Below are 25,026 nucleotides of genomic sequence, written 5' to 3' on the forward strand. Positions count from 1 at the left end.
TACGCTCACCGCCGTGCCACACGCTGATCAGTCCCAAACCACCCAGAAGGGCGCTTCCGTGACATATCCGGGACCGCCGCGACCGGTTCAGGTCTCCGCCACACCCCTCGCGGAACTGGCCGATCAGCTGGGTACCGCCGCTCCGGACAGCGCCGCCGAGGTCACGGGGATCACCCACGACTCGCGCGCCGTCCGCCCCGGCGACCTGTACGCCGCCCTGCCGGGCGCCCGGCTGCACGGCGCCGACTTCGCCACCCAGGCCGCCGGCCTCGGCGCGGTCGCCGTGCTCACCGACGCCGACGGCGCCGGACGCGCCGCCGCCACCGGCCTGCCCGTCCTCGTCGTGGACGACCCGCGCGGCCGGATGGGCGAGCTGGCGGCCCGGATCTACGGCCGGCCCGGCCGCGATCTGCTCCAGATCGGCATCACCGGCACCTCCGGCAAGACCACCACCGCCTACCTGGTGGAGGGCGGCCTGCGGACCGCCCGCGCCACCGGTCTGGTGGGCACCGTCGAGACGCGCATCGGCGACGAGCGGATCAAGTCCGAGCGCACCACCCCCGAGGCCACCGACCTCCAGGCCCTGTTCGCCGTCATGCGCGAACGCGGCGTCGAGGCGGTCGCCATGGAGGTCTCCAGCCACGCCCTGGTCCTCGGCCGGGTCGACGGCTGCGTCTTCGACATCGCCGTCTTCACCAACCTCAGCCCGGAACACATGGAGTTCCACTCCGACATGGAGGACTACTTCCGGGCCAAGGCGCAGCTGTTCACACCGGAGCGCAGCAGGCTCGGCGTGGTCAACGCCGACGACGAGTACGGCCGCCGGCTCGCCGAGGAGGCGACCGTGCCGGTCGTCACCTACTCCGCCGAGGGCCACCCGGACGCCGACTGGCGCGCCCAGGGCGTCCAGATCGGCCCCATGGACTCGACGTTCACCGTCCTCGGCCCCGGCGGCGAGCGGATCCACGCCAGGTCGCCGATCGCCGGTCCCTTCAACGTGGCGAACACCCTCGCCGCCGTCGTCGCCCTCGCCGCCGCCGGCCTCGACCCGCAGACCGCCGCCGACGGCATCGCCGCCGTAGCCGGCGTACCGGGCCGCCTGGAGCGCGTCGACGCCGGGCAGCCCTACCTCGCCGTCGTCGACTACGCCCACAAGACGGACGCGGTCGAGTCGGTGCTCAAGGCGCTGCGCAAGGTCACCAAGGGCCGGCTGCACGTCGTCCTCGGCTGCGGCGGCGACCGCGACCGGACCAAGCGCGCCCCGATGGGCGCCGCCGCGGCCCGGCTCGCCGACACGGCCGTACTGACCTCCGACAACCCCCGTTCCGAGGACCCCCTCGCGATCCTCGCGACCATGCTCCAGGGCGCCGCCTCGGTGCCCGCGCACGAGCGCGGCGAGGTGCTCCTCTTCGAGGACCGGGCCGCCGCCGTCGCCGCCGCCGTGGGCCGCGCCCAGGCCGGCGACACGGTGCTGGTCGCGGGCAAGGGTCACGAGCAGGGCCAGGACATCGCCGGCGTGATCCGTCCCTTCGACGACCGCCAGGTGCTTCGCGAAGCTATCCAGAAGACCCAGGGATGAACTTGTGATCGCCCTCTCCCTCGCCGAGATCGCAGCAGTCGTCGGCGGGCAGACGCACGACATACCGGATCCGTCCGCGCAGGTCACGGGACCGGTCGTCCGGGACTCCCGGGAGGTGGTGCCCGGCAGCCTGTTCGCCGCCTTCGTCGGCGAGCGGGTGGACGGCCACGACTACGCCCGGCAGGTCGTCGAGGCCGGCGCGGTCGCCGTGCTGGCCACCCGGCCGGTCGGCGTCCCCGCCGTCGTGGTGGACGACGTCCAGAGCGCCCTCGGCGCCCTCGCCCGGCACGTCGTGGGCCGGCTCGGCACCACCCTCGTGGCCCTGACCGGCTCGGCCGGCAAGACCAGCACCAAGGACCTGATCGCCCAGGTGCTCGCGCGCAAGGCGCCGACGGTGTTCACGCCCGGCTCGCTCAACAACGAGATCGGGCTGCCGCTGACCGCCCTGTCCGCCACCGAGGAGACGCGGTTCCTCGTGCTGGAGATGGGCGCCCGGGGCATCGGGCACATCCGCTACCTCACCGGCCTCACCCCGCCGAGGATCGGCCTGGTGCTCAACGTCGGCTCCGCGCACATCGGCGAGTTCGGCGGACGCGAGCAGATCGCCCAGGCCAAGGGCGAACTGGTGGAGGCGCTGCCGCCGGCCGGCGAGGGCGGCGCGGCGATCCTCAACGCCGACGACCCGCTGGTGCGGGCCATGGCCTCCCGTACCAAGGCGAAGGTGGTCCTTTTCGGAGAGTCGGCCGAAGCGGACGTACGCGCCGAGAACGTACGACTCACGGACAGCGGACAGCCCGCCTTCAGGCTTCACACACCCTCCGGTGCAAGCGATGTGACGATGCGCCTGTACGGTGAGCACCACGTGTCGAACGCGCTCGCCGCGGCCGCCGTCGCCCATGAGCTGGGCATGTCCGCGGAAGAGATCGCCCTCGCGCTCTCCGAGGCGGGCTCCCTCTCCCGATGGCGCATGGAGGTCACCGAGCGCCCGGACGGCGTGACCATCGTCAACGACGCCTACAACGCCAACCCCGAGTCCATGCGGGCCGCCCTCAGGGCGCTCGCGGCCATGGGCAAGGGGCGCCGCACGTGGGCGGTGCTCGGCAAGATGGCCGAGCTGGGGGACGAGGCGCTCGCCGAGCACGACGCCGTCGGACGGCTCGCCGTCCGGCTCAACGTCAGCAAGCTCGTCGCCGTCGGGGGGATTGAGGCCTCCTGGCTGCAATTGGGCGCATATAACGAGGGTTCGTGGGGTGAGGAGTCGGTGCACGTGTCCGACGCACAGGCGGCGATCGACCTGTTGCGCAGCGAGTTGCGCCCGGGGGACGTCGTGCTCGTGAAGGCGTCCCGGTCGGTGGGGCTGGAGAGCGTCGCCCAGGCGCTCGTCGAGGCCGGTGCCGAGGGTGAGGTTGCCGCCCGATGATGAAGCAGATCCTGTTCTCGGGAGTCATTGGCCTCTTCCTGACGCTGGTCGGCACCCCGCTGCTGATCAAGCTGCTGGCCCGCAAGGGCTACGGCCAGTACATCCGTGACGACGGCCCGCGCGAGCACGCCAGCAAGCGCGGTACGCCGACCATGGGCGGTATCGCCTTCATCCTCGCGACCATCGCCGCGTACTTCCTGAGCAAGCTCATCACCGGCTACGCGCCGACCTACTCCGGTCTGCTGGTCCTCGGCCTGATGTTCGGCATGGGCCTGGTCGGCTTCCTCGACGACTACATCAAGATCGTCAAGCGGCGGTCGCTGGGTCTGCGGGCCAAGGCGAAGATGGCCGGCCAGCTGATCGTCGGCATCGCCTTCGCCGTGCTGTCGCTGCAGTTCTCCGACTCCCGCGGCAACACCCCGGCCTCCACCAAGCTGTCGTTCATCACCGACTTCGGCTGGTCGATCGGCCCGGTGCTGTTCGTCGTCTGGGCGCTGTTCATGATCCTCGCGATGTCGAACGGCGTGAACCTCACCGACGGTCTGGACGGTCTGGCCACCGGCGCCTCCGTGCTCGTCTTCGGCGCCTACACCTTCATCGGCGTCTGGCAGTTCCAGGAGTCCTGCGCCAACGCGCAGACCCTGACCAACCCGGGCGCCTGTTACGAGGTGCGCGACCCGCTCGACCTCGCGGTCGTCGCCTCCGCGCTGATGGGTGCCTGCCTCGGCTTCCTGTGGTGGAACACCTCGCCGGCGAAGATCTTCATGGGCGACACCGGCTCGCTCGCCCTCGGCGGTGTCCTCACCGGCCTGGCCATCCTCTCCCGCACGGAGCTGCTGGTGGCCATCATGGGCGGCCTGTTCGTCCTCATCACCATGTCGGTCGTCATCCAGGTCGGCTCCTTCCGGCTCACCGGCAAGCGCGTCTTCCGGATGGCACCGCTCCAGCACCACTTCGAACTCAAGGGCTGGTCCGAGGTCCTGGTGGTGGTCCGCTTCTGGATCATCCAAGGCATCTGTGTGATCGTCGGACTGGGCCTCTTCTACGCGGGATGGGCAGCGGACAAGTGACCTCCACCTCGGGGCCCTTCGACTTCCAGGGCAAGCACGTCACCGTCGCCGGGCTCGGTGTCTCCGGCGTCCCGGCGGCGAAGGCGCTGCACGCGCGCGGAGCCGTCGTCACGGTCGTCAACGACGGCGACGACGCCCGCGCGCGGGAACAGGCCGCGGAGCTGGAGGCGCTCGGCATCACCGTGCGCCTCGGCGACGGCGCCCTGCTGCCCGAGGGCACCGAGCTGATCGTCACCGCGCCCGGCTGGCAGCCCGGCAAGCCGCTGTTCCTCGCCGCCGAGAAGGCCGGTGTGCCGGTCTGGGGCGACGTGGAGCTGGCCTGGCGGCTGCGCGGCCCCGACGCGGCCCCCTGGCTCGCCGTCACGGGCACCAACGGCAAGACCACCACCGTGCAGATGCTCGCCTCCATCCTCAAGGCGGCGGGCCTGCGCACGGCCGCCGTCGGCAACATCGGCGTCTCCCTGCTGGACGCGGTCCTCGGCGACGAGGAGTACGACGTGCTCGCCGTGGAGCTGTCCAGCTACCAGCTGCACTGGGCGCCCTCGCTGCGCGCCCACTCGGCCGCCGTCCTCAACCTCGCGCCGGACCACCTGGACTGGCACGGCTCCATGGAGGCGTACGCGCGCGACAAGGGCCGCATCTACGAGGGCAACAAGGTCGCCTGCGTCTACAACGTCGCCGACAAGGCCACCGAGGACCTGGTGCGCGAGGCCGACGTCGAAGAGGGCTGCCGGGCCGTCGGGTTCACCCTCGGCACCCCGGGACCGTCCCAACTCGGCGTCGTGGACGGCATCCTGGTCGACCGCGCCTTCGTCGAGAACCGGCAGAAGAACGCGCAGGAGCTGGCCGAGGTCTCCGACATCCACCCGCCGGCCCCGCACAACATCGCCAACGCCCTTGCGGCGGCGGCCCTCGCACGCGCCTTCGGCGTGCCCGCCGGCGCCGTACGGGACGGTCTGCGGGCCTTCCGCCCGGACGCCCACCGCATCGCGCACGTGGCCGACATCGACGGGGTCGCGTACGTGGACGACTCCAAGGCCACCAACACCCATGCCGCCGAAGCCTCGTTGGCGGCATATGAACCGATCGTATGGATTGCGGGCGGACTGGCGAAGGGCGCCACCTTCGACGAACTGGTCGCCAAGTCGGCGAAACGGCTGCGCGGCGCCGTCCTGATCGGCGCCGACCGGGCCCTGATCCGCGACGCCCTCGCGCGACACGCGCCGGAAGTACCCGTGGTCGACCTCGACCGGACCGACACTGGGGCGATGCTCCAGGCGGTGACGGAGGCGAAGCGGCTGGCTCGGCCCGGCGACACGGTGCTGCTGGCCCCGGCCTGCGCCTCCATGGACATGTTCACCAACTACAACCAGCGCGGCGACGCGTTCGCGGCGGCGGTCCGCGAACTCGGCGCCTGAACCCGGCCGCCTGCCGGGCGGATCTTGGGAGGGACGCGTGGGACGGTCGACGTTCAGCGGAGGCACCGATGCCCGGTAGCCGCACCGGCCGGCCGCCCGTACAGCGGGCGTCCCGCCGTCCCGCCTCCCCCCGTATCCCGCGCGAGAACCCCGTACAGCGGTTCTACACCCGCGCGCGCAAGGCCTGGGACCGGCCGCTGACCGCCTACTACCTGATCCTCGGCGGCAGCGTGCTGATCACCGTGCTGGGCCTGGTGATGGTCTACTCGGCCTCCCAGATCACCGCGCTCCAGCTGTCGCTGCCCGGGTCCTACTTCTTCCGCAAGCAGTTCCTGGCCGCGCTCATCGGCGGCGCACTGCTGTTCGCCGCCTCCCGCATGCCGGTGAAACTGCACCGCGCGCTGGCCTACCCGATCCTCGCCGCCGCCGTCTTCCTGATGGCCCTGGTGCAGGTGCCCGGGATAGGGATGTCGGTCAACGGCAACCAGAACTGGATCTCCCTCGGCGGCTCCTTCCAGATCCAGCCCAGCGAGTTCGGCAAGCTCGCCCTGGTGCTGTGGGGCGCGGACCTGATCGCCCGCAAGCAGGAGAGGAGGCTGCTGGCCCAGTGGAAGCACATGCTGGTCCCCCTGGTCCCGGTCACCTTCCTGCTGCTCGGACTGATCATGCTGGGCGGCGACATGGGCACCGCGATCATCCTCACGGCGATCCTCTTCGGCCTGCTGTGGCTCGCCGGCGCGCCGACCCGGCTGTTCGCCGGGGTACTGTCGGTGGCCGGACTGATCGGGGTGCTCCTGATCAAGACCAGCCCCAACCGGATGGCCCGGCTCGCCTGCATCGGCGCCACCGAGCCCAAGAGCGGGGTCGCCGACTGCTGGCAGGCCGTGCACGGGATCTACGCGCTCGCCTCCGGCGGACTCTTCGGCTCCGGACTCGGTGCGAGTGTGGAAAAATGGGGCCAACTCCCGGAAGCCCACACGGACTTCATCTTCGCCGTCACCGGTGAGGAACTGGGTCTGGCCGGGACGCTGTCGGTGCTCGCCCTGTTCGCGGCTCTAGGCTATGCGGGTATCCGCGTGGCCGGACGCACGGAGGACCCCTTCGTGAGGTACGCCGCGGGAGGCGTGACCACCTGGATCACCGCCCAGGCGGTGATCAACATCGGTGCGGTGCTCGGCCTGCTGCCGATCGCCGGCGTCCCGCTCCCGCTGTTCTCCTACGGAGGGTCCGCCCTGCTGCCGACCATGTTCGCCATCGGGCTGCTGATCGCCTTCGCGCGCGACGAGCCCGCTGCGCGGGCAGCGCTTGCGATGCGGCAACCCCGCTTTGGTAAAAAGCGGGCGGGAGGCTCCGGTGCCGAGCGGGGGCCTCGGAGATGGAACACGATGCGACGGCGTGCCTCGGCGGCGCGTTCGTCCGGAGAGCGGTGAATTTCGGTGCATGTCGTACTCGCCGGTGGGGGGACCGCCGGCCACATCGAGCCCGCGCTCGCCCTCGCGGACGCCCTGCGCAGGCAGGACCCGACCGTGGGGATCACGGCCCTGGGCACGGAGCGCGGCCTGGAGACCCGGCTCGTCCCGGAGCGCGGCTATGAACTGGCACTGATCCCGGCGGTGCCGCTGCCCCGCAAGCCCACTCCCGAGCTGATCACCGTCCCGGGCCGGCTGCGCGGCACGATCAAGGCCGCGGAGCAGATCCTGGAGCGCACCAAGGCGGACGTCGTGGTCGGCTTCGGCGGCTATGTCGCGCTGCCCGGCTACCTGGCCGCCAAGCGCCTCGGGGTGCCCATCGTGATCCACGAGGCCAACGCCCGTCCCGGCCTGGCCAACAAGATCGGCTCGCGCTACGCGGCCCGGGTCGCCGTCTCCACCCCGGACAGCAAGCTGCGCGACGCCCGCTACATCGGCATCCCGCTGCGCCGCTCCATCGCCACGCTGGACCGCGCCGCCGTCCGTCCCGAGGCCCGCCACCGCTTCGGCCTCGACCCCAACCTGCCCACGCTGCTCGTCTCCGGCGGCTCGCAGGGCGCCCGGCGGCTGAACGAGGTGACGCAGACGGTCGCTCCCTGGCTCCAGCAGGCCGGTATCCAGATCCTGCACGCGGTCGGCCCGAAGAACGAACTGCCGCAGGTGCAGCAGATGCCGGGAATGCCCCCCTACATCCCGGTAAGTTACCTGGATCGGATGGACCTCGCGTACGCCGCGGCCGACATGATGCTCTGCCGCGCGGGCGCGATGACCGTGGCCGAACTCTCCGCCGTGGGCCTGCCGGCCGCGTACGTCCCGCTGCCCATCGGCAACGGCGAACAGCGGCTGAACGCCCAGCCGGTGGTGAAGGCCGGCGGCGGACTCCTCGTCGACGACGCGGAACTGACGCCCGAGTGGGTGCAGCAGCACGTGCTGCCCGTGCTCGCCGACCCGCACCGGCTGTACGAGATGTCCCGCTCGGCCAGCGAGTTCGGCCGCCGGGACGCCGACGAGCTGCTCGTCGGCATGGTGTACGAGGCGATCGCCTCGCGCCGTTAGGACCGTATGACGAAAGGCAGTGACGGTGGCCGGACCGACTACCGCCGAGCGCGGAGAACGCCAGCAGGGGTCGTCCGGTCCGCCGCCCGCCCGCGGCCCCGGTCGGCGCCTTCGTACGATCGTCATCCTGGCCGTGGTCGTCGTGCTGCTCGGGGCCGGTGGTGCCTGGGTGTTGTACGGCTCGCAGTGGCTGCGGGTGCGGCACGTCTCGGTGTCCGGCACGCTGGTGCTGACCCCGGCACAGGTCCGCGAGGCGGCGGACGCGCCCGTCGGAGCGCCGATGGCGTCCGTCGACACGGACGCCATCGCGGCCCGGATCCGCCGGAAACTGCCCCGGGTCGACACCGTGGACGTGGTGCGTTCCTGGCCCCGGGGAATCGACCTGAAAGTGAGCGAACGCACTCCGGTCCTACTGATCCGAAAGGGCCGGAACTTCGTCGAAGTCGACGACGAAGGTGTCCGTTTCGCGACGGTTCCGCAGGCGCCGAAAGGCGTTCCCGGCCTGGAATTGTCCGCCTCCCGGAAGGGTCCCGGCGCGGCCAGCCTGCGGCGGTTCGGCACCGGCCGGCTGGTGCGCGCGGCCGTCCGGGTCGCCGGCGACCTGCCCGCCCCCGTGGCGCGTACCGCCCGGACCGTCCGGGTGCGTTCCTACGACGCCGTCTCGGTCGAGTTGGGCGACGGCCGCACGGTGGCCTGGGGCAGCGACGAGCACGGCCGCGCGAAGGCACGGGCCCTCACGGCTCTCATGAAAGCAGCTCCGGGCGCACGGTACTTCGACGTCACCGTTCCCACCGCCCCTGCGTCATCAGGGAGTTGACGCACATCAGCCCAGGCCAGCCCCCTGGTTGGGCACCGCTACGGCTGATCACATAGGGTGAAAAGAAAAACGGGAGGTTCGGCGTGTTCGTTGAACGGGCGCCACTTGTCGACTTAGTGTCCTGTTCGGAAGACTCCAGGGAACAGACACACTGGTAACCCTAAACTTCAGGGTTAGGGTTCGGGTCGGCGCTACGGACCGTCCCATTCGGCATCCGTCGTCCCGGCGCGGGGCACCGCCCGGCGGCGACAACGTAATTCGAGGCGAGAGGCCTTCGACGTGGCAGCACCGCAGAACTACCTCGCAGTCATCAAGGTCATCGGTGTCGGCGGCGGTGGTGTCAATGCCATCAACCGGATGATCGAGGTCGGTCTCAAGGGCGTCGAGTTCATCGCCATCAACACCGACGCACAGGCGCTGTTGATGAGCGACGCCGACGTCAAGCTCGACGTCGGCCGCGAACTCACCCGCGGACTCGGCGCCGGAGCCAACCCGGCCGTCGGCCGCAAGGCCGCCGAGGACCACCGCGAGGAGATCGAGGAGGTCCTCAAGGGGGCCGACATGGTCTTCGTGACGGCCGGTGAAGGCGGCGGCACCGGCACCGGCGGCGCGCCCGTCGTGGCCAACATCGCGCGCTCGCTCGGCGCCCTCACCATCGGCGTGGTCACGCGCCCGTTCACCTTCGAGGGACGGCGCCGCGCGAACCAGGCCGAGGACGGCATCGCCGAACTGCGCGAAGAGGTCGACACCCTCATCGTCATCCCGAACGACCGGCTGCTGTCCATCTCGGACCGCCAGGTCTCGGTCCTGGACGCCTTCAAGTCCGCGGACCAGGTCCTGCTCTCCGGTGTTCAGGGCATCACCGACCTCATCACCACCCCCGGTCTGATCAACCTGGACTTCGCCGACGTGAAGTCGGTCATGTCCGAGGCCGGTTCGGCCCTCATGGGCATCGGCTCGGCCCGCGGCGACGACCGCGCGGTGGCCGCCGCCGAGATGGCGATCTCCTCGCCGCTGCTGGAGGCGTCCATCGACGGCGCCCGGGGCGTGCTGCTCTCCATCTCCGGCGGCTCCGACCTCGGCCTCTTCGAGATCAACGAGGCCGCTCAGCTGGTCAGCGAGGCCGCCCACCCCGAGGCCAACATCATCTTCGGCGCGGTCATCGACGACGCCCTCGGCGACGAGGTGCGGGTCACCGTGATCGCGGCCGGCTTCGACGGCGGCCAGCCGCCGGCCCGCCGGGAGAACGTCCTCGGCTCGGCTTCCGGTTCGGCCCCCGCCCGCCGCGAGGAGCCCGCCCCGGCCCGGCCGAGCGAGCCCAGCCGTCCGTCCTTCGGCTCGCTGGGCAGCGTCAAGCCGAAGGAGGAGCCGGAGCCGGCGCCCGAGCCGGTGCCGGACATCCCGGTCGCCCCGCCGGTGACCCCGGCGCCCCGGACCTACTCGGACAGCGCGGCCGAGGAGCTGGACGTCCCGGACTTCCTCAAGTGATAGGACGGCGCGAGAGCGTGAGCGGCGCGCACTTCGCCTTCACCGACCGGTGGGGCGGGGTGAGCGCCGCTCCGTATGAGGAGCTGAACCTCGGCGGAGCGGTCGGCGACACGCCCGAGGCGGTGCGCGGCAACCGCGAACTGGCGGCCAAGTCGCTCGGCCTGGACCCGGACGAGGTCGTCTGGATGAACCAGGTGCACGGCGCCGAAGTCGCCGTGGTGGACGAGCCGTGGGGCGGGAGGCCGGTGCCGGAGGTCGACGCGATCGTCACCGTCCGGCGCGGACTGGCCCTGGCCGTCCTCACCGCCGACTGCGTGCCGGTGCTGCTGGCCGACCCCGTCGCCGGGGTCGCCGCCGCGGCGCACGCCGGCCGGCCCGGCATGGTCAAGGGGGTCGTCCCCGCCGCCGTACGGGCCATGGTCGAACTCGGCGCCGAACCGGGCCGGATCGTCGCCCGCACCGGACCGGCCGTGTGCGGCCGGTGCTACGAGGTGCCGGAGGCGATGCGCGCCGAGGTGGCCGCCGTCGAGCCGGCGGCGCACGCCGAGACGAGCTGGGGCACTCCGGCGCTCGATGTGAGCGCCGGAGTGCACGCGCAGCTCGACCGGCTCGGGGTGTGCGACCGGGCGCGGACGCCGGTGTGCACGCTGGAGTCGGACGACCACTTCTCATACCGCCGCGACCGCACCACCGGGCGGCTCGCCGGCTATGTCTGGCTGGACTGATAGGACATGACGGACCGTAGGACCGAACTCGCCGCGAACCTGGCGAAGGTGGAGGAGCGCATCACCGCCGCGTGTGTGGCGGCGGGGCGCAAGCGGGAGGAGGTGACCCTGATCGTGGTCACCAAGACCCACCCGGCGAGCGATGTGCGCATCCTGTCGGAGCTAGGTGTGCGCCATGTCGCCGAGAACCGCGACCAGGAGGCGGGCCCGAAGGCCGCCGAGTGTGCGGACCTGTCGCTGAACTGGCACTTTGTCGGTCAGTTGCAGACCAACAAGGTGCGATCCGTGGTCGGTTACGCCGATGTCGTGCAGTCGGTCGACCGTTCCCGGCTCGTCGACGCGCTGTCGAAGGAGGCGGTGCGGGCGGAGCGCGAGGTGGGCTGTCTGCTCCAGGTCGCGCTCGACGCCGGGGCGAGCGCCCGCGGCGACCGCGGCGGAGTGGCCCCGGGCGGAATCGAAGAGTTGGCCGACCTCGTCGCCGACGCGCCCGGGCTGCGGCTCGACGGACTGATGACCGTCGCCCCGCTCACCGGGGAGTACGCGGGACGCGAACAGGCGGCGTTCGAGCGGCTCATGGATTTGTCGACCGACCTGCGCCGGGCTCATCCGGCTGCAACCATGGTGTCGGCAGGGATGAGCGCGGACCTCGAACAGGCCGTGGCCGCCGGGGCGACACATGTGCGCATTGGCACCGCGGTACTCGGAGTCCGCCCCAGGCTCGGGTAACGTCGCCAGGAAGTCGGACCACAGCAGAAAATATGGTCAATGCCCGTGAAATTGGGCACAACGACCACGTGGATCGCGGGCACTTGGCAGTCGTCAGCCGATCCACCACAGAGCGGAGGACTCAGAGCATGGCCGGCGCGATGCGCAAGATGGCGGTCTACCTCGGCCTCGTGGAGGACGATGGGTACGACGGCCGTGGATTCGACCCCGACGACGACTTCGAGCCCGAGTTGGACCCCGAGCCCGAGCGGGACCATCGACGGCACGAACCGTCACATCAGCCGCATGGTGCGCATTCGCCCCAAAGGGACGAAGAGGTGCGGATCGTGCAGCCCCCCGCGCCTCGCGAACCGGTTGCCCATTCGACTTCGCTCGCCGCGGAATCCGGACGCCCGGCGCGCATCGCGCCCGTGGCATCCATCACACAAGAACGTCAGTCCCTGGAGAAGAACGCGCCGGTGATCATGCCCAAGGTTGTGTCGGAACGAGAGCCTTACCGAATCACCACGCTTCACCCGCGGACCTACAACGAAGCCCGTACCATCGGGGAACACTTCCGTGAGGGCACCCCGGTGATCATGAATCTGACTGAGATGGATGACACAGACGCGAAGCGACTTGTCGACTTTGCGGCCGGTTTGGTGTTTGGTCTTCACGGCAGCATCGAGCGGGTGACGCAGAAGGTGTTCCTGTTGTCTCCTGCTAACGTCGATGTCACGGCGGAGGACAAGGCCCGCATCGCAGAGGGCGGGTTCTTCAACCAGAGCTGAGACGCAACGCAGGACCGAAGCACGGAAAAGCATGGACAGGGGAGAGGGAACCGCAGGGCATGAGCGTGTTCGCGCAGGTGATCTACATCGCGCTGATGGTGTTCCTCGTCGTGCTCATCTTCCGGCTCGTCATGGACTACGTCTTCCAGTTCGCCCGCTCGTGGCAACCCGGCAAGGCGATGGTGGTCGTTCTGGAGGCCACCTACACTGTCACCGATCCACCGCTGAAGCTTCTGCGGCGGTTCATCCCGCCGCTGCGTCTCGGGGGCGTGGCGCTCGACCTGTCCTTCTTCGTACTGATGATCATCGTCTACATTCTCATCTCCATCGCGCAGGGCTTCGTGAGATGAGGGTGGACGATCCGGTCTTGCCGACTGCCGATGACTACGTTGAGGTGAAGAGATGCCGTTGACCCCCGAGGACGTGCGGAACAAGCAGTTCACGACCGTCCGCCTCCGAGAAGGCTATGACGAGGACGAGGTCGATGCCTTCCTCGACGAGGTCGAAGCCGAACTGACCCGTCTGCTCCGCGAGAACGAGGACCTGCGCGCCAAGCTGGCCGCCGCGACGCGAGCCGCCGCGCAGAACCAGCAGAACGCGCGCAAGCCCCCGGAGCAGGAACAGCAGCAGCAACACCCCCAGCAGCAGCAACACCCTCAGCAGCAGGGCATGCGAGGTCCCGGCCAGCCGGTGCCCGCCGGGATATCGGGCCCGCCGCAGCAGCAGATGGGTGGCCCCATGGGTGGTCCGCCCCAGCTGCCGAGCGGTGCCCCGCAGCTGCCCGCCGGCCCCGGCGGTCAGGGTGGCCCGCAGGGTCCCGGCCCGATGGGCCAGGGTCCGATGGGTCAGGGCCCGATGGGCGGTCAGCCGCCCATGCAGCAGCAGATGGGCGGCCCGATGGGCGGTCCCATGGGTGGCCCCATGGGCGGTCCGATGGGCGGCCCCGGTCAGGCTCCCGGCGGCGACAGCGCCGCCCGTGTCCTCTCGCTGGCCCAGCAGACCGCCGACCAGGCGATCGCCGAGGCACGTTCCGAGGCCAACAAGATCGTCGGCGAGGCCCGCAGCCGCGCCGAGGGTCTGGAGCGTGACGCCCGTGCCAAGGCCGACGCCCTGGAGCGGGACGCGCAGGAGAAGCACCGCGTCGCCATGGGCTCCCTGGAGTCCGCGCGCGCCACGCTGGAGCGCAAGGTCGAGGACCTGCGCGGCTTCGAGCGCGAGTACCGCACGCGGCTGAAGTCGTACCTGGAGTCGCAGCTGCGTCAGCTGGAGACCCAGGCCGACGACTCGCTGGCGCCGCCGCGCACTCCGGCCGCCGCTTCGCTGCCGCCGTCCCCGGCGCCCTCGATGGCTCCGGCCGGCGCGAGTGCCCCGTCCTACGGCGGCAACCAGTCGATGGGCGGCTCGCAGGCCCCGTCCGGTCCGTCCTACGGCGGCGGCCAGCAGCAGATGACCCCGGCCATGACGCAGCCCATGGCCCCGGTCCGCCCGCAGGGACCGTCCTCGATGGGCCAGGCTCCCTCGCCGATGCGCGGGTTCCTGATCGACGAGGACGACAACTGAGCACCGGGCACGGTGTGTAGGACGCCTCAGGCGTCGGCAGCATTCAGGGCGCGGCCCCGGGTTACGATCCGGGGCCGCGCCCTTTTGCCTTGCGCCGTGGCCTCCGTACCCGCTCCCTCGCGCCGGGTCGCGGTCCGGGGAGTGCGTCTCCTCACGCCGGGTGCCATCTCGTGGGCGCTCTCTTTCGCGCGGTTGTGAGTCCGTGCGCCGGGCGCGTGGGGTCGTTTCGGTGGTGGTGTGGTGCAGGAGTGCGCGGGCGCATGGCAGCTGGTGACTAGTGCGCGGTGCGCGCGTGCGGCCAGACGGGCTTCCGGAAGCCGGTGGGCCGCGATGATCGTTTTCGGGTAGCCTTCGCTGCGCGCCGGGGTGCGTAGCGCAGACGGTCGTCGCGCCTCGATGGCATCTAGGAGGACGCCGGTTCGAATCCGGCCCGCCCCGGCGCGCCCGGTCGCTTCCCGCGACGCCGAAGGCCCGGCCCCCTCGCGGGGAGCCGGGCCTTCCGGGTGTCCGGTCGTTACGCCTTGCGCAGGCGGAACGTGAGCGACAGCCCCTCGTCGGTGAAGGGCTCGCCGTAGCCGCCGTCGGCCTCGCCCTGGGCGAAGTCGGTCGCGAGGACCTCGTCGGCGATCAGCCCGGAGTGCTCGGACAGGGCCGCGACGACCGCCGGGTCCGTGGAGGTCCAGCGCAGCGCGATCCGGTCGGCGACGTCCAGACCGCTGTTCTTGCGGGCCTCCTGGATCAGCCGGATCGCGTCCCGGGCCAGACCCGCCTGCCGCAGCTCCTCGGTGATCTCCAGGTCGAGCGCCACCGTGGCACCGGAGTCGGAGGCCACCGACCAGCCCTCGCGCGGGGTCTCCGTGATGATCACCTCGTCCGGGGCGAGGGTGACGGTCTCACCGTCGACCTCCACGGACGCCTGTCCTTCGCGCAGCGCGAGGGACAGCGCGGCGGCGTCGGCGCCCGCGATGGCCTTCGCCACGTCCTGCACCCGCTTGCCGAACCGCTTGCCCAGCGCCCGGAAGTTGGCCTTGGCGGTCGTGTCGACCAGGCTGCCGCCGACCTCGGACAGCGACGCCAGGGACGAGACGTTCAGCTCCTCGGTGATCTGCGTGTGCAGCTCCCGGTCCAGGGACTCGAAGCCGGTCGCCGCGATCAGCGCGCGGGACAGCGGCTGGCGGGTCTTGACGCCGGACTCCGCGCGCGTGGCACGGCCCAGCTCCACCAGCCGGCGGACCAGCACCATCTGCCGGGACAGCTCCGGGTCGATCACCGAGAGGTCGGCCTCGGGCCAGGCGGCCAGGTGCACGGACTCCGGCGCGCCCGGCGTGACCGGGACGACGAGGTCCTGCCACACCCGCTCGGTGATGAACGGGGTGATCGGCGCCATCAGCTTGGTGACCGTCTCCAGCACCTCGTGCAGCGTGCGCAGCGCGGCCTTGTCGCCCTGCCAGAACCGGCGGCGCGAGCGGCGGACGTACCAGTTGGACAGGTCGTCGACGAACGCGGACAGCAGCTTGCCGGCGCGCTGGGTGTCGTACGCCTCCAGCGCCTGGGTCACCTGGTCGGTCAGCGCGTGCAGTTCGGACAGCAGCCAGCGGTCCAGCACCGGGCGCTCGGCCGGCGCCGGGTCCGCCGCGGACGGCGCCCAGTTCGACGTGCGTGCGTACAGCGCCTGGAAGGCGACCGTGTTCCAGTAGGTCAGCAGCGTCTTGCGGACGACCTCCTGGATGGTGCCGTGGCCGACGCGGCGCGCGGCCCACGGGGAGCCGCCGGCCGCCATGAACCAGCGGACCGCGTCCGCGCCGTGCTGGTCCATCAGCGGGATCGGCTGCAGGATGTTGCCCAGGTGCTTGGACATCTTGCGGCCGTCCTCGGCCAGGATGTGGCCGAGGCAGACGACGTTCTCGTACGACGACTTGTCGAAGACGAGCGTGCCGACGGCCATCAGCGTGTAGAACCAGCCGCGGGTCTGGTCGATGGCCTCGGAGATGAACTGCGCCGGGTAGCGGCTCTCGAACAGCTCCTTGTTCTTGTACGGGTAGCCCCACTGCGCGAACGGCATCGAGCCGGAGTCGTACCAGGCGTCGATGACCTCGGGCACGCGCGTGGCGGTCTTGCCGCAGCCGTCGTGCGGGCAGGCGAAGGTGACCTCGTCGATGTACGGCCGGTGCGGGTCGAGGCCGGACTGGTCGGTGCCGGACAGCTCGGTCAGCTCCGCGCGGGAGCCGACGCAGGTGAGGTGGTCGTCCTCGCAGCGCCAGATCGGCAGCGGGGTGCCCCAGTAGCGGTTGCGGGACAGCGCCCAGTCGATGTTGTTGTTCAGCCAGTCGCCGTAGCGGCCGTGCTTGACCGTCTCCGGGAACCAGTTGGTCTTCTCGTTCTCCTGGATGAGCCGGTCCTTGACCGCCGTCGTGCGGATGTACCAGGAGGGCTGCGCGTAGTAGAGCAGCGCGGTGTGGCAGCGCCAGCAGTGCGGGTAGCTGTGTTCGTAGGGCAGGTGCCGGAAGAGGAGGCCGCGCTGCGACAGGTCCTCGGTGAGCTTTTCGTCCGCCTTCTTGAAGAAGACGCCGCCGACCAGCGGGACGTCCTCGGCGAAGGTGCCGTCCTGGCGGACGGGGTTCACCAGCGGCAGGCCGTAGGCGCGGCAGGTGCGGAGGTCGTCCTCGCCGAAGGCCGGGGACTGGTGGACCAGACCGGTGCCGTCCTCGGTGGTGACGTAGTCGGCGTTCACCACGAAGTGCGCGGGCTCCGGGAACTCCACCAGCTCGAACGGGCGCTGGTACGTCCAGCGCTCCATCTCGGCGCCGGTGAAGGTCTGGCCCGTGCTCTCCCAGCCCTCGCCGAGCGCCTTGGCGAGCAGCGGCTCGGCCACGACGAGCCTCTCCTCGCCGTCGGTCGCGACGACGTAGGTGACCTCGGGGTGCGCGGCGACCGCCGTGTTCGACACCAGCGTCCACGGGGTCGTCGTCCACACCAGGAGCGCGGCCTGGCCGGCGAGCGGGCCGGAGGTGAGCGGGAAGCGGACGTACACGGACGGGTCGACGACCGTCTCGTAGCCCTGCGCCAGCTCGTGGTCGGACAGGCCGGTGCCGCAGCGCGGGCACCACGGGGCGACGCGGTGGTCCTGGACCAGCAGACCCTTGCCGTGGATCTCCTTCAGCGACCACCACACGGACTCCACGTATTCGGGGTCCATCGTGCGGTAGGCGTCGTCCAGGTCGACCCAGTAGCCCATGCGGGTGGTCAGCTCGGCGAAGGCGTCGGTGTGCCGGGTCACGGACTCGCGGCACTTGGCGTTGAAATCGGCGATGCCGTACGCCTCGATGTCCTGCTTGCCGGAGAAGCCCAGCTCCTTCTCGACGGCCAGCTCCACGGGCAGACCGTGGCAGTCCCAGCCGGCCTTGCGGGCCACGTGGTAGCCGCGCATGGTGCGGAAGCGGGGGAAGACGTCCTTGAAGACGCGCGCCTCGATGTGGTGGGCGCCGGGCATGCCGTTGGCGGTGGGCGGGCCCTCGTAGAACACCCACTCCGGGCGGCCCTCGGACTGCTCCAGGCTCTTGGCGAAGATCTTCTGCTCGTGCCAGAAGTCGAGCACGGCGTGCTCAAGAGCGGGCAGGTCGACCTGTGCGGGCACCTGGCGGTACGTCGGCGCTGTCATCTGCGAGCATCCTCCAACGGACTTGCTGCCTTCCGTCGGAGGGACGAGAGCCTTCGATCCTGTGTACGCCGTGTGCGGCGCGCTCCCGCGGTACCACCCTCCTTGGCTCCCCGGCACGCCGTACGCGCCGGTGAGCCCCCTCATTGGGGCGCGAAGCCGGTTCTACTCGCCGTCGCCCTCGGGCTGCGGCTTTCTTCCGGCGGCTCCGGGGTGATCTTCACGTCGCGCTCGCCCCCGGGCTCACACCGTCCCCGGGTCGCTCATGGCTGCGTACGCCGCTACTCGTCCCCATCCACGCTTCTCGCTCCGCCCAGTGTACGGCGCCGCGCGGACAGCGGCGGACCGGTTTTCCCGGGGCGGGGGCGGACGGCCGGTGACCGGGCCGCGTGACCCGAATGGCGAGGGGGCGGGCGGCCGGGGCCCGGCGGGCCGGGCGCGGCGGATTACCCGGCGGGGAGCTGGGCACAACGGATGCAGGCCCGTGGCTCCGGGGGTGCGGGCGGGCGAGTCGGGCGGTGTGCCCCGTTGCCGCGGGACTCGAGTCGATTTATCGTCCCAGCACGATTCACCGGAAAGATCACAATATGTGAAGGGGCCGCGGCCATGGTGGCGAAGAAGACCGCCGTACAGCAGCCGGCGACCGGAAAGACCGGCGCGCGGTCTGCCGCCGGGAAGACGGCCCCGGACACGACGGCCGTCACCGAGAAGACGGCCGCCGCCACGAAGACGGCCGTTGCCAAGAAGTCGGCGGCAAGGAAGAAGAAAGCCGTCGCGGCGAAGACGGCGGTCGGCAAGAAGGCGGCGGTCGGCAGGAAAGGAGCGGCGGCCACGGCGGCCACGAAGAAGACGGCCGGGAAGAAGACGGCCGGGAAGAAGACGGCCGGGAAGAAGGCGGCCGTGAAGAAGACGGCCGTGAAGACGGCGGTTGTCGCGGGGACGGCCGCGGACAGGACCGTCGCCGAGAAGACCGCCGCTCCCGGGGAGGCCGCCACCGGGAAGGCCGCGGCGCGGGAGGCGGCGGCGCACACGAGCACGGCCAAGAAAGCGGGCGCGGCGCGGGCCGCGGAGCAGACGGGAGCCACGACGGTGGTTGCGAAGAACACTCCTGGCACGGCCACGGCGGAACAGACCGCCGTTCCCAAGGCGCGGGCAGGCGCGGTGGAGCCCGGCGAACTGGCCGTGCGTCCCGGCGAGGACCCCTGGAGCCCGGAGGAGGCCGGTGAGGCGCGCGCGGAGCTCCAGTCCGAGCTGGAGCGGCTGCGGGAGGAGATCAGCTCCTTGGAGGCGTCCCTGGTCGGCCTGATGCGGGACTCCGGGGACGGCGCCGGCGACGACCAGGCCGACACCGGCACCAAGAACATCACGCGCGAGCACGAACTGGCGCTGGCCGGCAACGCGCGCGAGATGCTCAGCCAGACCGAGCGCGCCCTGGAACGGCTGGACGCGGGCACCTACGGTCTGTGCGAGAACTGCGGCAACCCCATCGGCAAGGCGCGCATGCAGGCGTTCCCCAGGGCGACGCTGTGCGTGGAGTGCAAACAGAAGCAGGAACGCCGCTCCTGAGGGCGCCCGGCCGTGCCGTAGTCTCGTGCCCAGTCAGGCACCTAGGTTGAGGGACTCACGTGGCAGAGGCGGAGCGCATCATCGGTACGCCGGACACCCCGGACGACGATCACCAGCAGACGGAGCCGGCCGGAGCCCCCGCCGGCTCCGCGTCCGGCGAGGCCAGTGGCTCCGAGGAGGCCGGCGCGGACCAGCGGCCGGCCCGCGCGGCGCGCCAGGCCGGCCGGGCGCGCCGGATCGCCGTGCTGTTCGCGGTGGCCGCCTTCGCGTACGCCCTCGACCTGATCAGCAAGATGCTCGTCGTCTCCCGGCTGGAGGGCCGCGCGCCGATCCGGGTCGTCGGCGACCTGCTGGAACTGCACGTCATCCGCAACCCCGGCGCCGCCTTCAGCTTCGGCGCGGCCTTCACCGTGATCTTCTCGCTGATCGCCGCGATCGTGATCGTGGTGATCATCCGGCTGGCCCGCAAGCTGCACAGCTTCCCCTGGGCGGTCGCCCTCGGCCTGCTGCTCGGCGGCGCGCTCGGCAACCTCACCGACCGGATCTTCCGCTCGCCCGGCGTCTTCGAGGGCGCGGTGGTGGACTTCATCGCGCCCAAGGGGTTCGCGGTGTTCAACCTCGCCGACTCGGCCATCGTGTGCGGCGGCATCCTGATCGTGGTGCTGTCCTTCTACGGCCTGGACCCGGACGGCACCGTCCACAAGGACTGAGGCCGGGGCCGGGACGGGGAGGTTTTCCACAGGCTCGTTCGGTGTGCCGCGGCCCGTCCGGCATACTCGACGGGTGAGCACGATTCCCGAGATCCGCACCCTGCCCGTGCCCGACGGCCTGGAGGGCGAGCGCGTCGACGCCGCCATCTCCCGCATGTTCGGCTTCTCCCGCACGAAGGCGGCGGAGCTGGCCGCGGCCGGCAAGGTCCAGGTCGACGGCGCGGTGGTCGGCAAGTCCGAGCGGGTGCACGGCGGTGCCTGGCTGGAGGTCGAGATGCCGCAGGCGCCCGCACCGGTCCAGCTGGTCGCCGAGCCGGTCGAGGGCATGGAGATCGTGCACGACGACGACGACGTGGTCGTGATCGTCAAGCCGGTCGGCGTGGCCGCGCACCCGTCGCCGGGCTGGTCCGGCCCGACCGTCATCGGCGGCCTCGCCGCCGCCGGGTACCGGATCTCCACCTCCGGCGCAGCCGAGCGCCAGGGCATCGTGCACCGCCTGGACGTAGGCACCTCGGGCCTGATGGTGGTCGCCAAGTCCGAGTACGCGTACACCTCGCTCAAGCGCCAGTTCAAGGAGCGCACGGTCGACAAGCGCTACCACACGCTGGTCCAGGGCCACCCGGACCCGACGAGCGGCACCATCGACGCCCCCATCGGCCGCCACCCGAACCACGACTACAAGTGGGCGGTCACGGCCGACGGCAAGCCCTCCGTGACGCACTACGACCTCGTCGAGGCCTTCCGCGCCGCCTCCCTGCTGGACGTGAAGCTGGAGACGGGCCGCACCCACCAGATCCGCGTCCACATGGCCGCCCACCGCCACCCGTGCGTCGGCGACCTCACCTACGGCGCCGACCCGACCCTCGCCAAGCGGCTGCACCTGACCCGCCAGTGGCTGCACGCCGTCCGCCTCGGCTTCGAGCACCCCGGCGACGGCCGCTGGGTGGAGTTCGCGAGCGACTATCCCGAGGACCTCCAGAAGGCCCTCGACCAGGTCCGGGAGGAGACATGGGCGTGAGCCCGCGGTACACCGTCCGGGTCGCCGAGGACCCCGTGGACCGCGAGGCCTGCTTCGCGGTCCGCAAGGAGGTCTTCGTGGCCGAACAGGGCGTCGCGGAGGACATCGAGTACGACGCCTACGACGTGGTGGCCGTGCACGTGCTGGCGGTCCGCGAGGACGGGCTGCCGCTGGGCACCGGACGGCTGCTGCACGGTGACGCGGCGGCGGCCAAGACCGGCGGGGACGCGTCGGTCGGCTCGCTGGGCCGGCTCGCCGTCACCCGGGCGGCACGCGGGCTCGGCGTCGGCGCGGCCCTGGTGCGCGCCATCGAGGAGGCGGCACGCGCGCGGGGCCTCACGGCGGTCGACCTGCACGCGCAGACCCAGGCCCTGGGTTTCTACGAACGCCTGGGCTACGCGGCGTACGGCCCGGAGTTCCCGGACGCCGGCATACCCCACCGGGCGATGCGCCGGTCCCTGTAGGACACGGCGGCCCGAGCCGCGCCCGGGCCCCGGCGGGACGTCGACCCGGCCGGGCGTCGTGCGGTAACCGCAGGTGGCGATGGCAGACTGGGACCTTGCCGTGTGATCGTCAACCCCCGGAGCGCCGTCCGTGGACCAGCTGGCTCTGTTGTTCGTACTGCTGCTCGGGGCCCTGGTGAGCGTCCCGGTGGGAGACCGGCTGGGGGTGCCGGCGCCGGTGCTGATGACCCTGTTCGGCGGGGTCCTGGCGGTGGCCGACTTCGTCCCCAACGTCGACATCCCGCCCGAGCTGATCCTGCCGGCCCTGCTGCCGCCGCTGCTGTACGCCGCCGTCCGCCGCACCTCCTGGCGGCAGTTCGCGGCCAACGTCCGCCCGATCTTCCTGCTGGCCGTCGCCCTGGTGTTCGTCACGATGGTGTCCGTGGCGTTCGTCGCGCACCAGATCGTGCCCGGACTGCCGTTCGCCGCCGCCGTCGCGCTCGGCGCGCTCATCGCCCCGCCCGACCCCGTCGCCGCGACCAGCGTCGCCGGACAGCTGGGGCTGCCGCGCCGGCTGGTGTCGATCCTGGAGGGCGAGGGGCTGTTCAACGACGTCACGGCCATCGTCCTGTACCACGTGGCGATCGCCGCCGCCGTCAGCGGCAGCTTCTCGCCGTGGCAGGCCGGGCTGGACCTGGTGCTGTCCGCCGTCGTCGCGGTGGCCGTGGGCCTGGCGCTGGGCTGGGGCGCGAACAAGCTGATGGACCTGCTGGGCGATCCGACGCTGCAGATCGGCATGACCCTGCTGGTGCCGTACGCCTCCTACGTGCTCGCCGAGAGGCTGCACGGCTCCGGGGTGCTCGCCGTGCTCACCACGGCCCTCTTCCTCGCCGAGTACGCCACCGACGCCGACGACGTGATGACCCGGCTCGCCGGGCACACCTTCTGGGACATCATCGACACCCTCGTCACGGGCGTCGCCTTCGGGCTCATCGGACTGGAGCTGCACAACGCCATCCACACCGCCCAGGGCCGCTGGGGCCAGATGCTCGGCTGGGCCGCGGCCGTCGTGGGCGTGGTCGTCGTGGTACGGCTGCTGTGGCTGCTGCCGGCGACCTGGCTGACCAAACGCCTGCACGCCCGCCGGGACTACGACGAGGAGATCCCGGTGAGCTGGCGGGAGACCGTCGTGATGTGGTGGGCCGGGATGCGCGGGGTGGCCTCGGTGGCGCTGGCGCTGGCCGTGCCGCTGCGGACCGACGACGGCAGCCCCTTCCCCGACCGGGACGAGATCGTCTTCATCGCCTTCGGGGTGATCGTCGCCACGCTGGTGGTGCAGGGGCTGACCCTGCCCTGGCTGGTGCGGCGGCTCGGGGTGCGGGCCGACTCCGCGCGGGAGAAGGAGTTCGAGAAGGACCTGGCGGTGCGGGCCGCGAAGGCGGCGAAGCGCCGGCTGCGGGAGATCGAGCAGGTGGAGGAACTGCCCGAGGAGCTGTCCGAGCAGATGCTGCGGCGCGCCTTCGAGATCGGCATCCGGATCAGCCCGGACATGGGGGAGGAGGAGCGGCGCGAGGCGCAGCTCCAGCGGGTCAAACGGATCAAGCGGGTGCGGCGCATCCAGAACGAGATGCTGAGCGCCGCGCGGCACGAGGTGCTGGCCGCGCGGAGCGAGCCCGGCGCGGACCCGGAGATCGTGGACCGGGTGCTGCGCCATCTCGACGTACGCAGTCTGCGCTGACGTCCGCTCAGCCGCGGCCGGGCCCCGGGAACGTGTAGGCCTTGCGGAAGGCGGTGCCGTCGGGAGAGGGCGCCTGGTGCGGCGGGAGGAACGCGTTGGCGGTGTTCACCCGGGGCAGCGCGTAGGGGTGTTCCTCGGCCAGCCAGGTGATCATCTGCTCGCGGACCGCGACCCGGACCGTCCAGATGTCGTCCGCGTCCTTCGCCGTCACCAGGGCCCGCACCTGGATGGTGTTCGGCGTGCTGTCCGTCATCTGGAGGCTGTAGGCGCGGCCGTCCCAGGCCGGGCACGCGCGCAGGATGTCCCGTAGCTTCTCGCGCATCGCCTCCATCGGCGCGCCGTGGTCCAGGTGCCAGTAGACGATCCCGGTCATCTGCGGGGTGCCCCGGGACCAGTTCTCGAACGGCCTGGAGGTGAAGTACGACACCGGCATGGTGATCCGGCGCTCGTCCCAGGTCCGCACCGTCAGGAAGGTCAGGGTGATCTCCTCGACCGTGCCCCACTCGCCGTCCACCACCACCGTGTCGCCGATCCGGACCATGTCACCGAAGGCTATCTGCAGCCCGGCGAACAGGTTCGACAGCGTCGACTGGGCGGCGACACCGGCCACGATGCCGAGGACACCGGCGGAGGCCAGCAGGGACGCGCCGGCCGCGCGCATCGCCGGGAACGTCAGCAGCATCGCCGCCACGGCGACCACCCCGACGATCGCCGACACCACCCGCATGATCAGCGTCACCTGGGTGCGCACCCGGCGGACCCGGGCCGGGTCGTGGTGGGCGCGCGCGTAACGGGTGTACGTCGACTCGACTATGGCCGCCGCGATCCGGATCACCAGCCAGGCCGCTGCCCCGATCAGCACCAGGGTCAGCGTCCGGCCGACGCCGACGCGGTGTTCCTGGAGCAGTTCGGCCTCGTCGTAGGTGCCTCTGAGCACGGCCGCGCACAGCACCATCTGGTAGGGCACGCGGCCGCGCCGCAGCAGGTCCCACAGCGGGGTGTCGCCACGGCTTCCGTCGGCCTTGCGTAGCAGCAGGTCCGTGGCCCAGCCGACCAGCACGGTCAGCACCACGGCACCGCCGACCACGATCACGGGTCGGAGTACGATCTCCATGCCTCCGAACGTAACCGGCTTCGGCAGGTCATGAACATGTGTCTTCGTCACACGCCTGGGTAGGCCCGCGCTACGGCCCCGCCGGACCCGGCTGGCACCATGGCCTCATGAACATCATGCTCTTTCACTCGACCTACGGGCTCAGGCCCGCGGTGCGCGAGGCCGCGGACCGGCTGCGCGCGGCGGGCCACGAGGTGTGGACGCCGGACCTCTTCGAGGGCCGCACGTTCGGCACCGTCGAGGAGGGCATGGAGTTCAACGAGGCGATCGGCAAGGAGGAGCTGCTGAAGCGGGCCGTGCTCGCGGCGGCGCCGTACTCCGAGCGCGGGCTGGTCTACGCCGGGTTCTCGCTCGGCGCCTCCGTCGCCCAGACCCTCGCCCTCGGCGACGACAAGGCGCGCGGACTGCTGCTCCTGCACGGCACGTCGGACATCGCGCCGAACGCGCGGGCGGACGGGCTGCCGGTGCAGCTGCACGTGGCCGAGCCCGACCCGTTCGAGTCGGACGACTGGCTGAGCGCCTGGTATCTGCAGATGGGCCGGACCGGCGCCGACGTGGAGGTCTACCGGTACGCCGGGGCCGGCCACCTCTACACCGACCCCGGGCTGCCGGACTACGACGCCGAGGCCGCCGAGGCCACCTGGCGGGTGGCGCTCGGCTTCCTGGACACGCCGGCGTGAGGGA

21 protein-coding genes are annotated in these 25,026 nt (G+C 71.4%); 19 read left to right on the forward strand and 2 right to left on the reverse strand.

What is annotated here, in order from left to right:
- Positions 1 to 58: 58 nt before the first annotated feature.
- The 13 genes from SCK26_RS27515 (at position 59) to SCK26_RS27575 (ending at position 14,098) form a co-directional block, all read left to right on the forward strand.
- Entirely contained in the window at positions 59 to 1,579 is a 1,521-nt protein-coding gene (locus SCK26_RS27515) for a UDP-N-acetylmuramoyl-L-alanyl-D-glutamate--2,6-diaminopimelate ligase (protein WP_318204020.1), read from the forward strand.
- A 4-nt stretch (positions 1,580 to 1,583) separates the two neighbouring features.
- Positions 1,584 to 2,999: a UDP-N-acetylmuramoyl-tripeptide--D-alanyl-D-alanine ligase gene (locus SCK26_RS27520; RefSeq protein WP_318204021.1), complete on the forward strand. Its 1,416-nt coding sequence runs from the start codon at positions 1,584 to 1,586 to the stop codon at positions 2,997 to 2,999.
- Positions 2,999 to 4,069, forward strand: a complete 1,071-nt coding sequence (mraY, locus tag SCK26_RS27525; RefSeq protein ID WP_030605496.1) for a phospho-N-acetylmuramoyl-pentapeptide-transferase — start codon at positions 2,999 to 3,001, stop codon at positions 4,067 to 4,069. The genes SCK26_RS27520 and mraY overlap by 1 nt, the downstream gene beginning before the upstream one ends.
- Positions 4,051 to 5,487 carry a UDP-N-acetylmuramoyl-L-alanine--D-glutamate ligase gene (murD, locus tag SCK26_RS27530; protein ID WP_318204022.1) on the forward strand — a complete coding sequence of 479 codons (1,437 nt, stop codon included), beginning with the start codon at positions 4,051 to 4,053 and terminating at the stop codon, positions 5,485 to 5,487. Before mraY ends, murD begins: the two co-directional genes overlap by 19 nt.
- A 68-nt stretch (positions 5,488 to 5,555) precedes the next feature.
- The gene (gene ftsW, locus SCK26_RS27535) at positions 5,556 to 6,917 is read left to right on the forward strand and encodes a putative lipid II flippase FtsW (protein WP_318204023.1); all 1,362 of its coding nucleotides are present in this window, start codon (positions 5,556 to 5,558) and stop codon (positions 6,915 to 6,917) included.
- Between the two features lie 6 nt (positions 6,918 to 6,923).
- The gene (gene murG, locus SCK26_RS27540; protein ID WP_318204024.1) at positions 6,924 to 8,012 is read left to right on the forward strand and encodes an undecaprenyldiphospho-muramoylpentapeptide beta-N-acetylglucosaminyltransferase; all 1,089 of its coding nucleotides are present in this window, start codon (positions 6,924 to 6,926) and stop codon (positions 8,010 to 8,012) included.
- Between the two features lie 25 nt (positions 8,013 to 8,037).
- Complete coding sequence (locus SCK26_RS27545) at positions 8,038 to 8,829, forward strand: cell division protein FtsQ/DivIB (protein WP_318204025.1); 792 nt, start codon at positions 8,038 to 8,040, stop codon at positions 8,827 to 8,829.
- A gap of 279 nt (positions 8,830 to 9,108) precedes the next feature.
- A complete protein-coding gene (gene ftsZ / locus SCK26_RS27550) occupies positions 9,109 to 10,317 on the forward strand; it encodes a cell division protein FtsZ (RefSeq protein ID WP_318204026.1) in 1,209 nt (402 codons plus the stop codon).
- Positions 10,314 to 11,042 (forward strand): peptidoglycan editing factor PgeF, encoded by a 729-nt coding sequence (gene pgeF, locus SCK26_RS27555; protein ID WP_318204027.1) that lies wholly within the window; start codon positions 10,314 to 10,316, stop codon positions 11,040 to 11,042. Before ftsZ ends, pgeF begins: the two co-directional genes overlap by 4 nt.
- A 6-nt stretch (positions 11,043 to 11,048) precedes the next feature.
- Positions 11,049 to 11,768 (forward strand): YggS family pyridoxal phosphate-dependent enzyme, encoded by a 720-nt coding sequence (locus tag SCK26_RS27560; protein WP_318204028.1) that lies wholly within the window; start codon positions 11,049 to 11,051, stop codon positions 11,766 to 11,768.
- Positions 11,769 to 11,896: 128 nt separating this feature from the next.
- On the forward strand, positions 11,897 to 12,538 hold the full coding sequence (locus SCK26_RS27565) for a cell division protein SepF (protein ID WP_318204029.1): 642 nt from the start codon (positions 11,897 to 11,899) through the stop codon (positions 12,536 to 12,538).
- A gap of 59 nt (positions 12,539 to 12,597) precedes the next feature.
- The gene (locus SCK26_RS27570) at positions 12,598 to 12,888 is read left to right on the forward strand and encodes a YggT family protein (protein ID WP_318204030.1); all 291 of its coding nucleotides are present in this window, start codon (positions 12,598 to 12,600) and stop codon (positions 12,886 to 12,888) included.
- 52 nt (positions 12,889 to 12,940) lie between these two features.
- Entirely contained in the window at positions 12,941 to 14,098 is a 1,158-nt protein-coding gene (locus SCK26_RS27575) for a DivIVA domain-containing protein (RefSeq protein ID WP_318204031.1), read from the forward strand.
- Between the two features lie 514 nt (positions 14,099 to 14,612).
- On the opposite strand, the gene ileS is transcribed toward SCK26_RS27575, so the two are convergent.
- Positions 14,613 to 17,756, reverse strand: a complete 3,144-nt coding sequence (gene ileS / locus SCK26_RS27580; RefSeq protein ID WP_318204032.1) for an isoleucine--tRNA ligase — start codon at positions 17,754 to 17,756, stop codon at positions 14,613 to 14,615.
- A gap of 603 nt (positions 17,757 to 18,359) precedes the next feature.
- On the opposite strand from ileS, the gene SCK26_RS27585 reads away from it, so the two are divergent.
- The 5 genes from SCK26_RS27585 (at position 18,360) to SCK26_RS27605 (ending at position 23,228) form a co-directional block, all read left to right on the forward strand.
- Positions 18,360 to 19,319 carry a TraR/DksA family transcriptional regulator gene (locus SCK26_RS27585; protein ID WP_318204033.1) on the forward strand — a complete coding sequence of 320 codons (960 nt, stop codon included), beginning with the start codon at positions 18,360 to 18,362 and terminating at the stop codon, positions 19,317 to 19,319.
- 59 nt (positions 19,320 to 19,378) lie between these two features.
- Positions 19,379 to 20,029, forward strand: coding sequence for a signal peptidase II (gene lspA / locus SCK26_RS27590; RefSeq protein WP_318204034.1), 651 nt, complete (start codon positions 19,379 to 19,381; stop codon positions 20,027 to 20,029).
- Positions 20,030 to 20,102: 73 nt separating this feature from the next.
- Positions 20,103 to 21,047 carry an RluA family pseudouridine synthase gene (locus SCK26_RS27595; RefSeq protein WP_318204035.1) on the forward strand — a complete coding sequence of 315 codons (945 nt, stop codon included), beginning with the start codon at positions 20,103 to 20,105 and terminating at the stop codon, positions 21,045 to 21,047.
- Positions 21,038 to 21,511: a GNAT family N-acetyltransferase gene (locus tag SCK26_RS27600; protein ID WP_318204036.1), complete on the forward strand. Its 474-nt coding sequence runs from the start codon at positions 21,038 to 21,040 to the stop codon at positions 21,509 to 21,511. The genes SCK26_RS27595 and SCK26_RS27600 overlap by 10 nt, the downstream gene beginning before the upstream one ends.
- Before the next feature lie 130 nt (positions 21,512 to 21,641).
- On the forward strand, positions 21,642 to 23,228 hold the full coding sequence (locus tag SCK26_RS27605; RefSeq protein ID WP_318204037.1) for a Na+/H+ antiporter: 1,587 nt from the start codon (positions 21,642 to 21,644) through the stop codon (positions 23,226 to 23,228).
- A gap of 7 nt (positions 23,229 to 23,235) precedes the next feature.
- Here SCK26_RS27605 and SCK26_RS27610 read toward each other — a convergent pair whose 3' ends face one another.
- Complete coding sequence (locus tag SCK26_RS27610; RefSeq protein WP_318204038.1) at positions 23,236 to 24,342, reverse strand: mechanosensitive ion channel family protein; 1,107 nt, start codon at positions 24,340 to 24,342, stop codon at positions 23,236 to 23,238.
- A gap of 107 nt (positions 24,343 to 24,449) precedes the next feature.
- Here SCK26_RS27610 and SCK26_RS27615 point away from each other — a divergent pair, with 107 nt between their 5' ends.
- Positions 24,450 to 25,022 (forward strand): dienelactone hydrolase family protein, encoded by a 573-nt coding sequence (locus SCK26_RS27615; protein ID WP_318204039.1) that lies wholly within the window; start codon positions 24,450 to 24,452, stop codon positions 25,020 to 25,022.
- The last annotated feature ends 4 nt before the right edge of the window (positions 25,023 to 25,026 follow it).

It is taken from the genome of Streptomyces sp. SCL15-4 (assembly GCF_033366695.1).
Taxonomy (GTDB): domain Bacteria; phylum Actinomycetota; class Actinomycetes; order Streptomycetales; family Streptomycetaceae; genus Streptomyces.

What these genes read in the sequence shown, in the direction of transcription:
- mraY (WP_030605496.1), top strand. Translation starts at nt 2,999, where the DNA reads ATGAAGCAGATCCTGTTCTCGGGAGTCATTGGCCTCTTCCTGACGCTG.
- murD (WP_318204022.1), top strand. Translation starts at nt 4,051, where the DNA reads ATGGGCAGCGGACAAGTGACCTCCACCTCGGGGCCCTTCGACTTCCAG.
- ftsW (WP_318204023.1), top strand. Translation starts at nt 5,556, where the DNA reads ATGCCCGGTAGCCGCACCGGCCGGCCGCCCGTACAGCGGGCGTCCCGC.
- SCK26_RS27560 (WP_318204028.1), top strand. Translation starts at nt 11,049, where the DNA reads ATGACGGACCGTAGGACCGAACTCGCCGCGAACCTGGCGAAGGTGGAG.
- SCK26_RS27565 (WP_318204029.1), top strand. Translation starts at nt 11,897, where the DNA reads ATGGCCGGCGCGATGCGCAAGATGGCGGTCTACCTCGGCCTCGTGGAG.
- SCK26_RS27570 (WP_318204030.1), top strand. Translation starts at nt 12,598, where the DNA reads ATGAGCGTGTTCGCGCAGGTGATCTACATCGCGCTGATGGTGTTCCTC.
- SCK26_RS27575 (WP_318204031.1), top strand. Translation starts at nt 12,941, where the DNA reads ATGCCGTTGACCCCCGAGGACGTGCGGAACAAGCAGTTCACGACCGTC.
- ileS (WP_318204032.1), bottom strand. Translation starts at nt 17,756, where the DNA reads ATGACAGCGCCGACGTACCGCCAGGTGCCCGCACAGGTCGACCTGCCC.
- SCK26_RS27585 (WP_318204033.1), top strand. Translation starts at nt 18,360, where the DNA reads ATGGTGGCGAAGAAGACCGCCGTACAGCAGCCGGCGACCGGAAAGACC.
- SCK26_RS27600 (WP_318204036.1), top strand. Translation starts at nt 21,038, where the DNA reads ATGGGCGTGAGCCCGCGGTACACCGTCCGGGTCGCCGAGGACCCCGTG.
- SCK26_RS27610 (WP_318204038.1), bottom strand. Translation starts at nt 24,342, where the DNA reads ATGGAGATCGTACTCCGACCCGTGATCGTGGTCGGCGGTGCCGTGGTG.
- SCK26_RS27615 (WP_318204039.1), top strand. Translation starts at nt 24,450, where the DNA reads ATGAACATCATGCTCTTTCACTCGACCTACGGGCTCAGGCCCGCGGTG.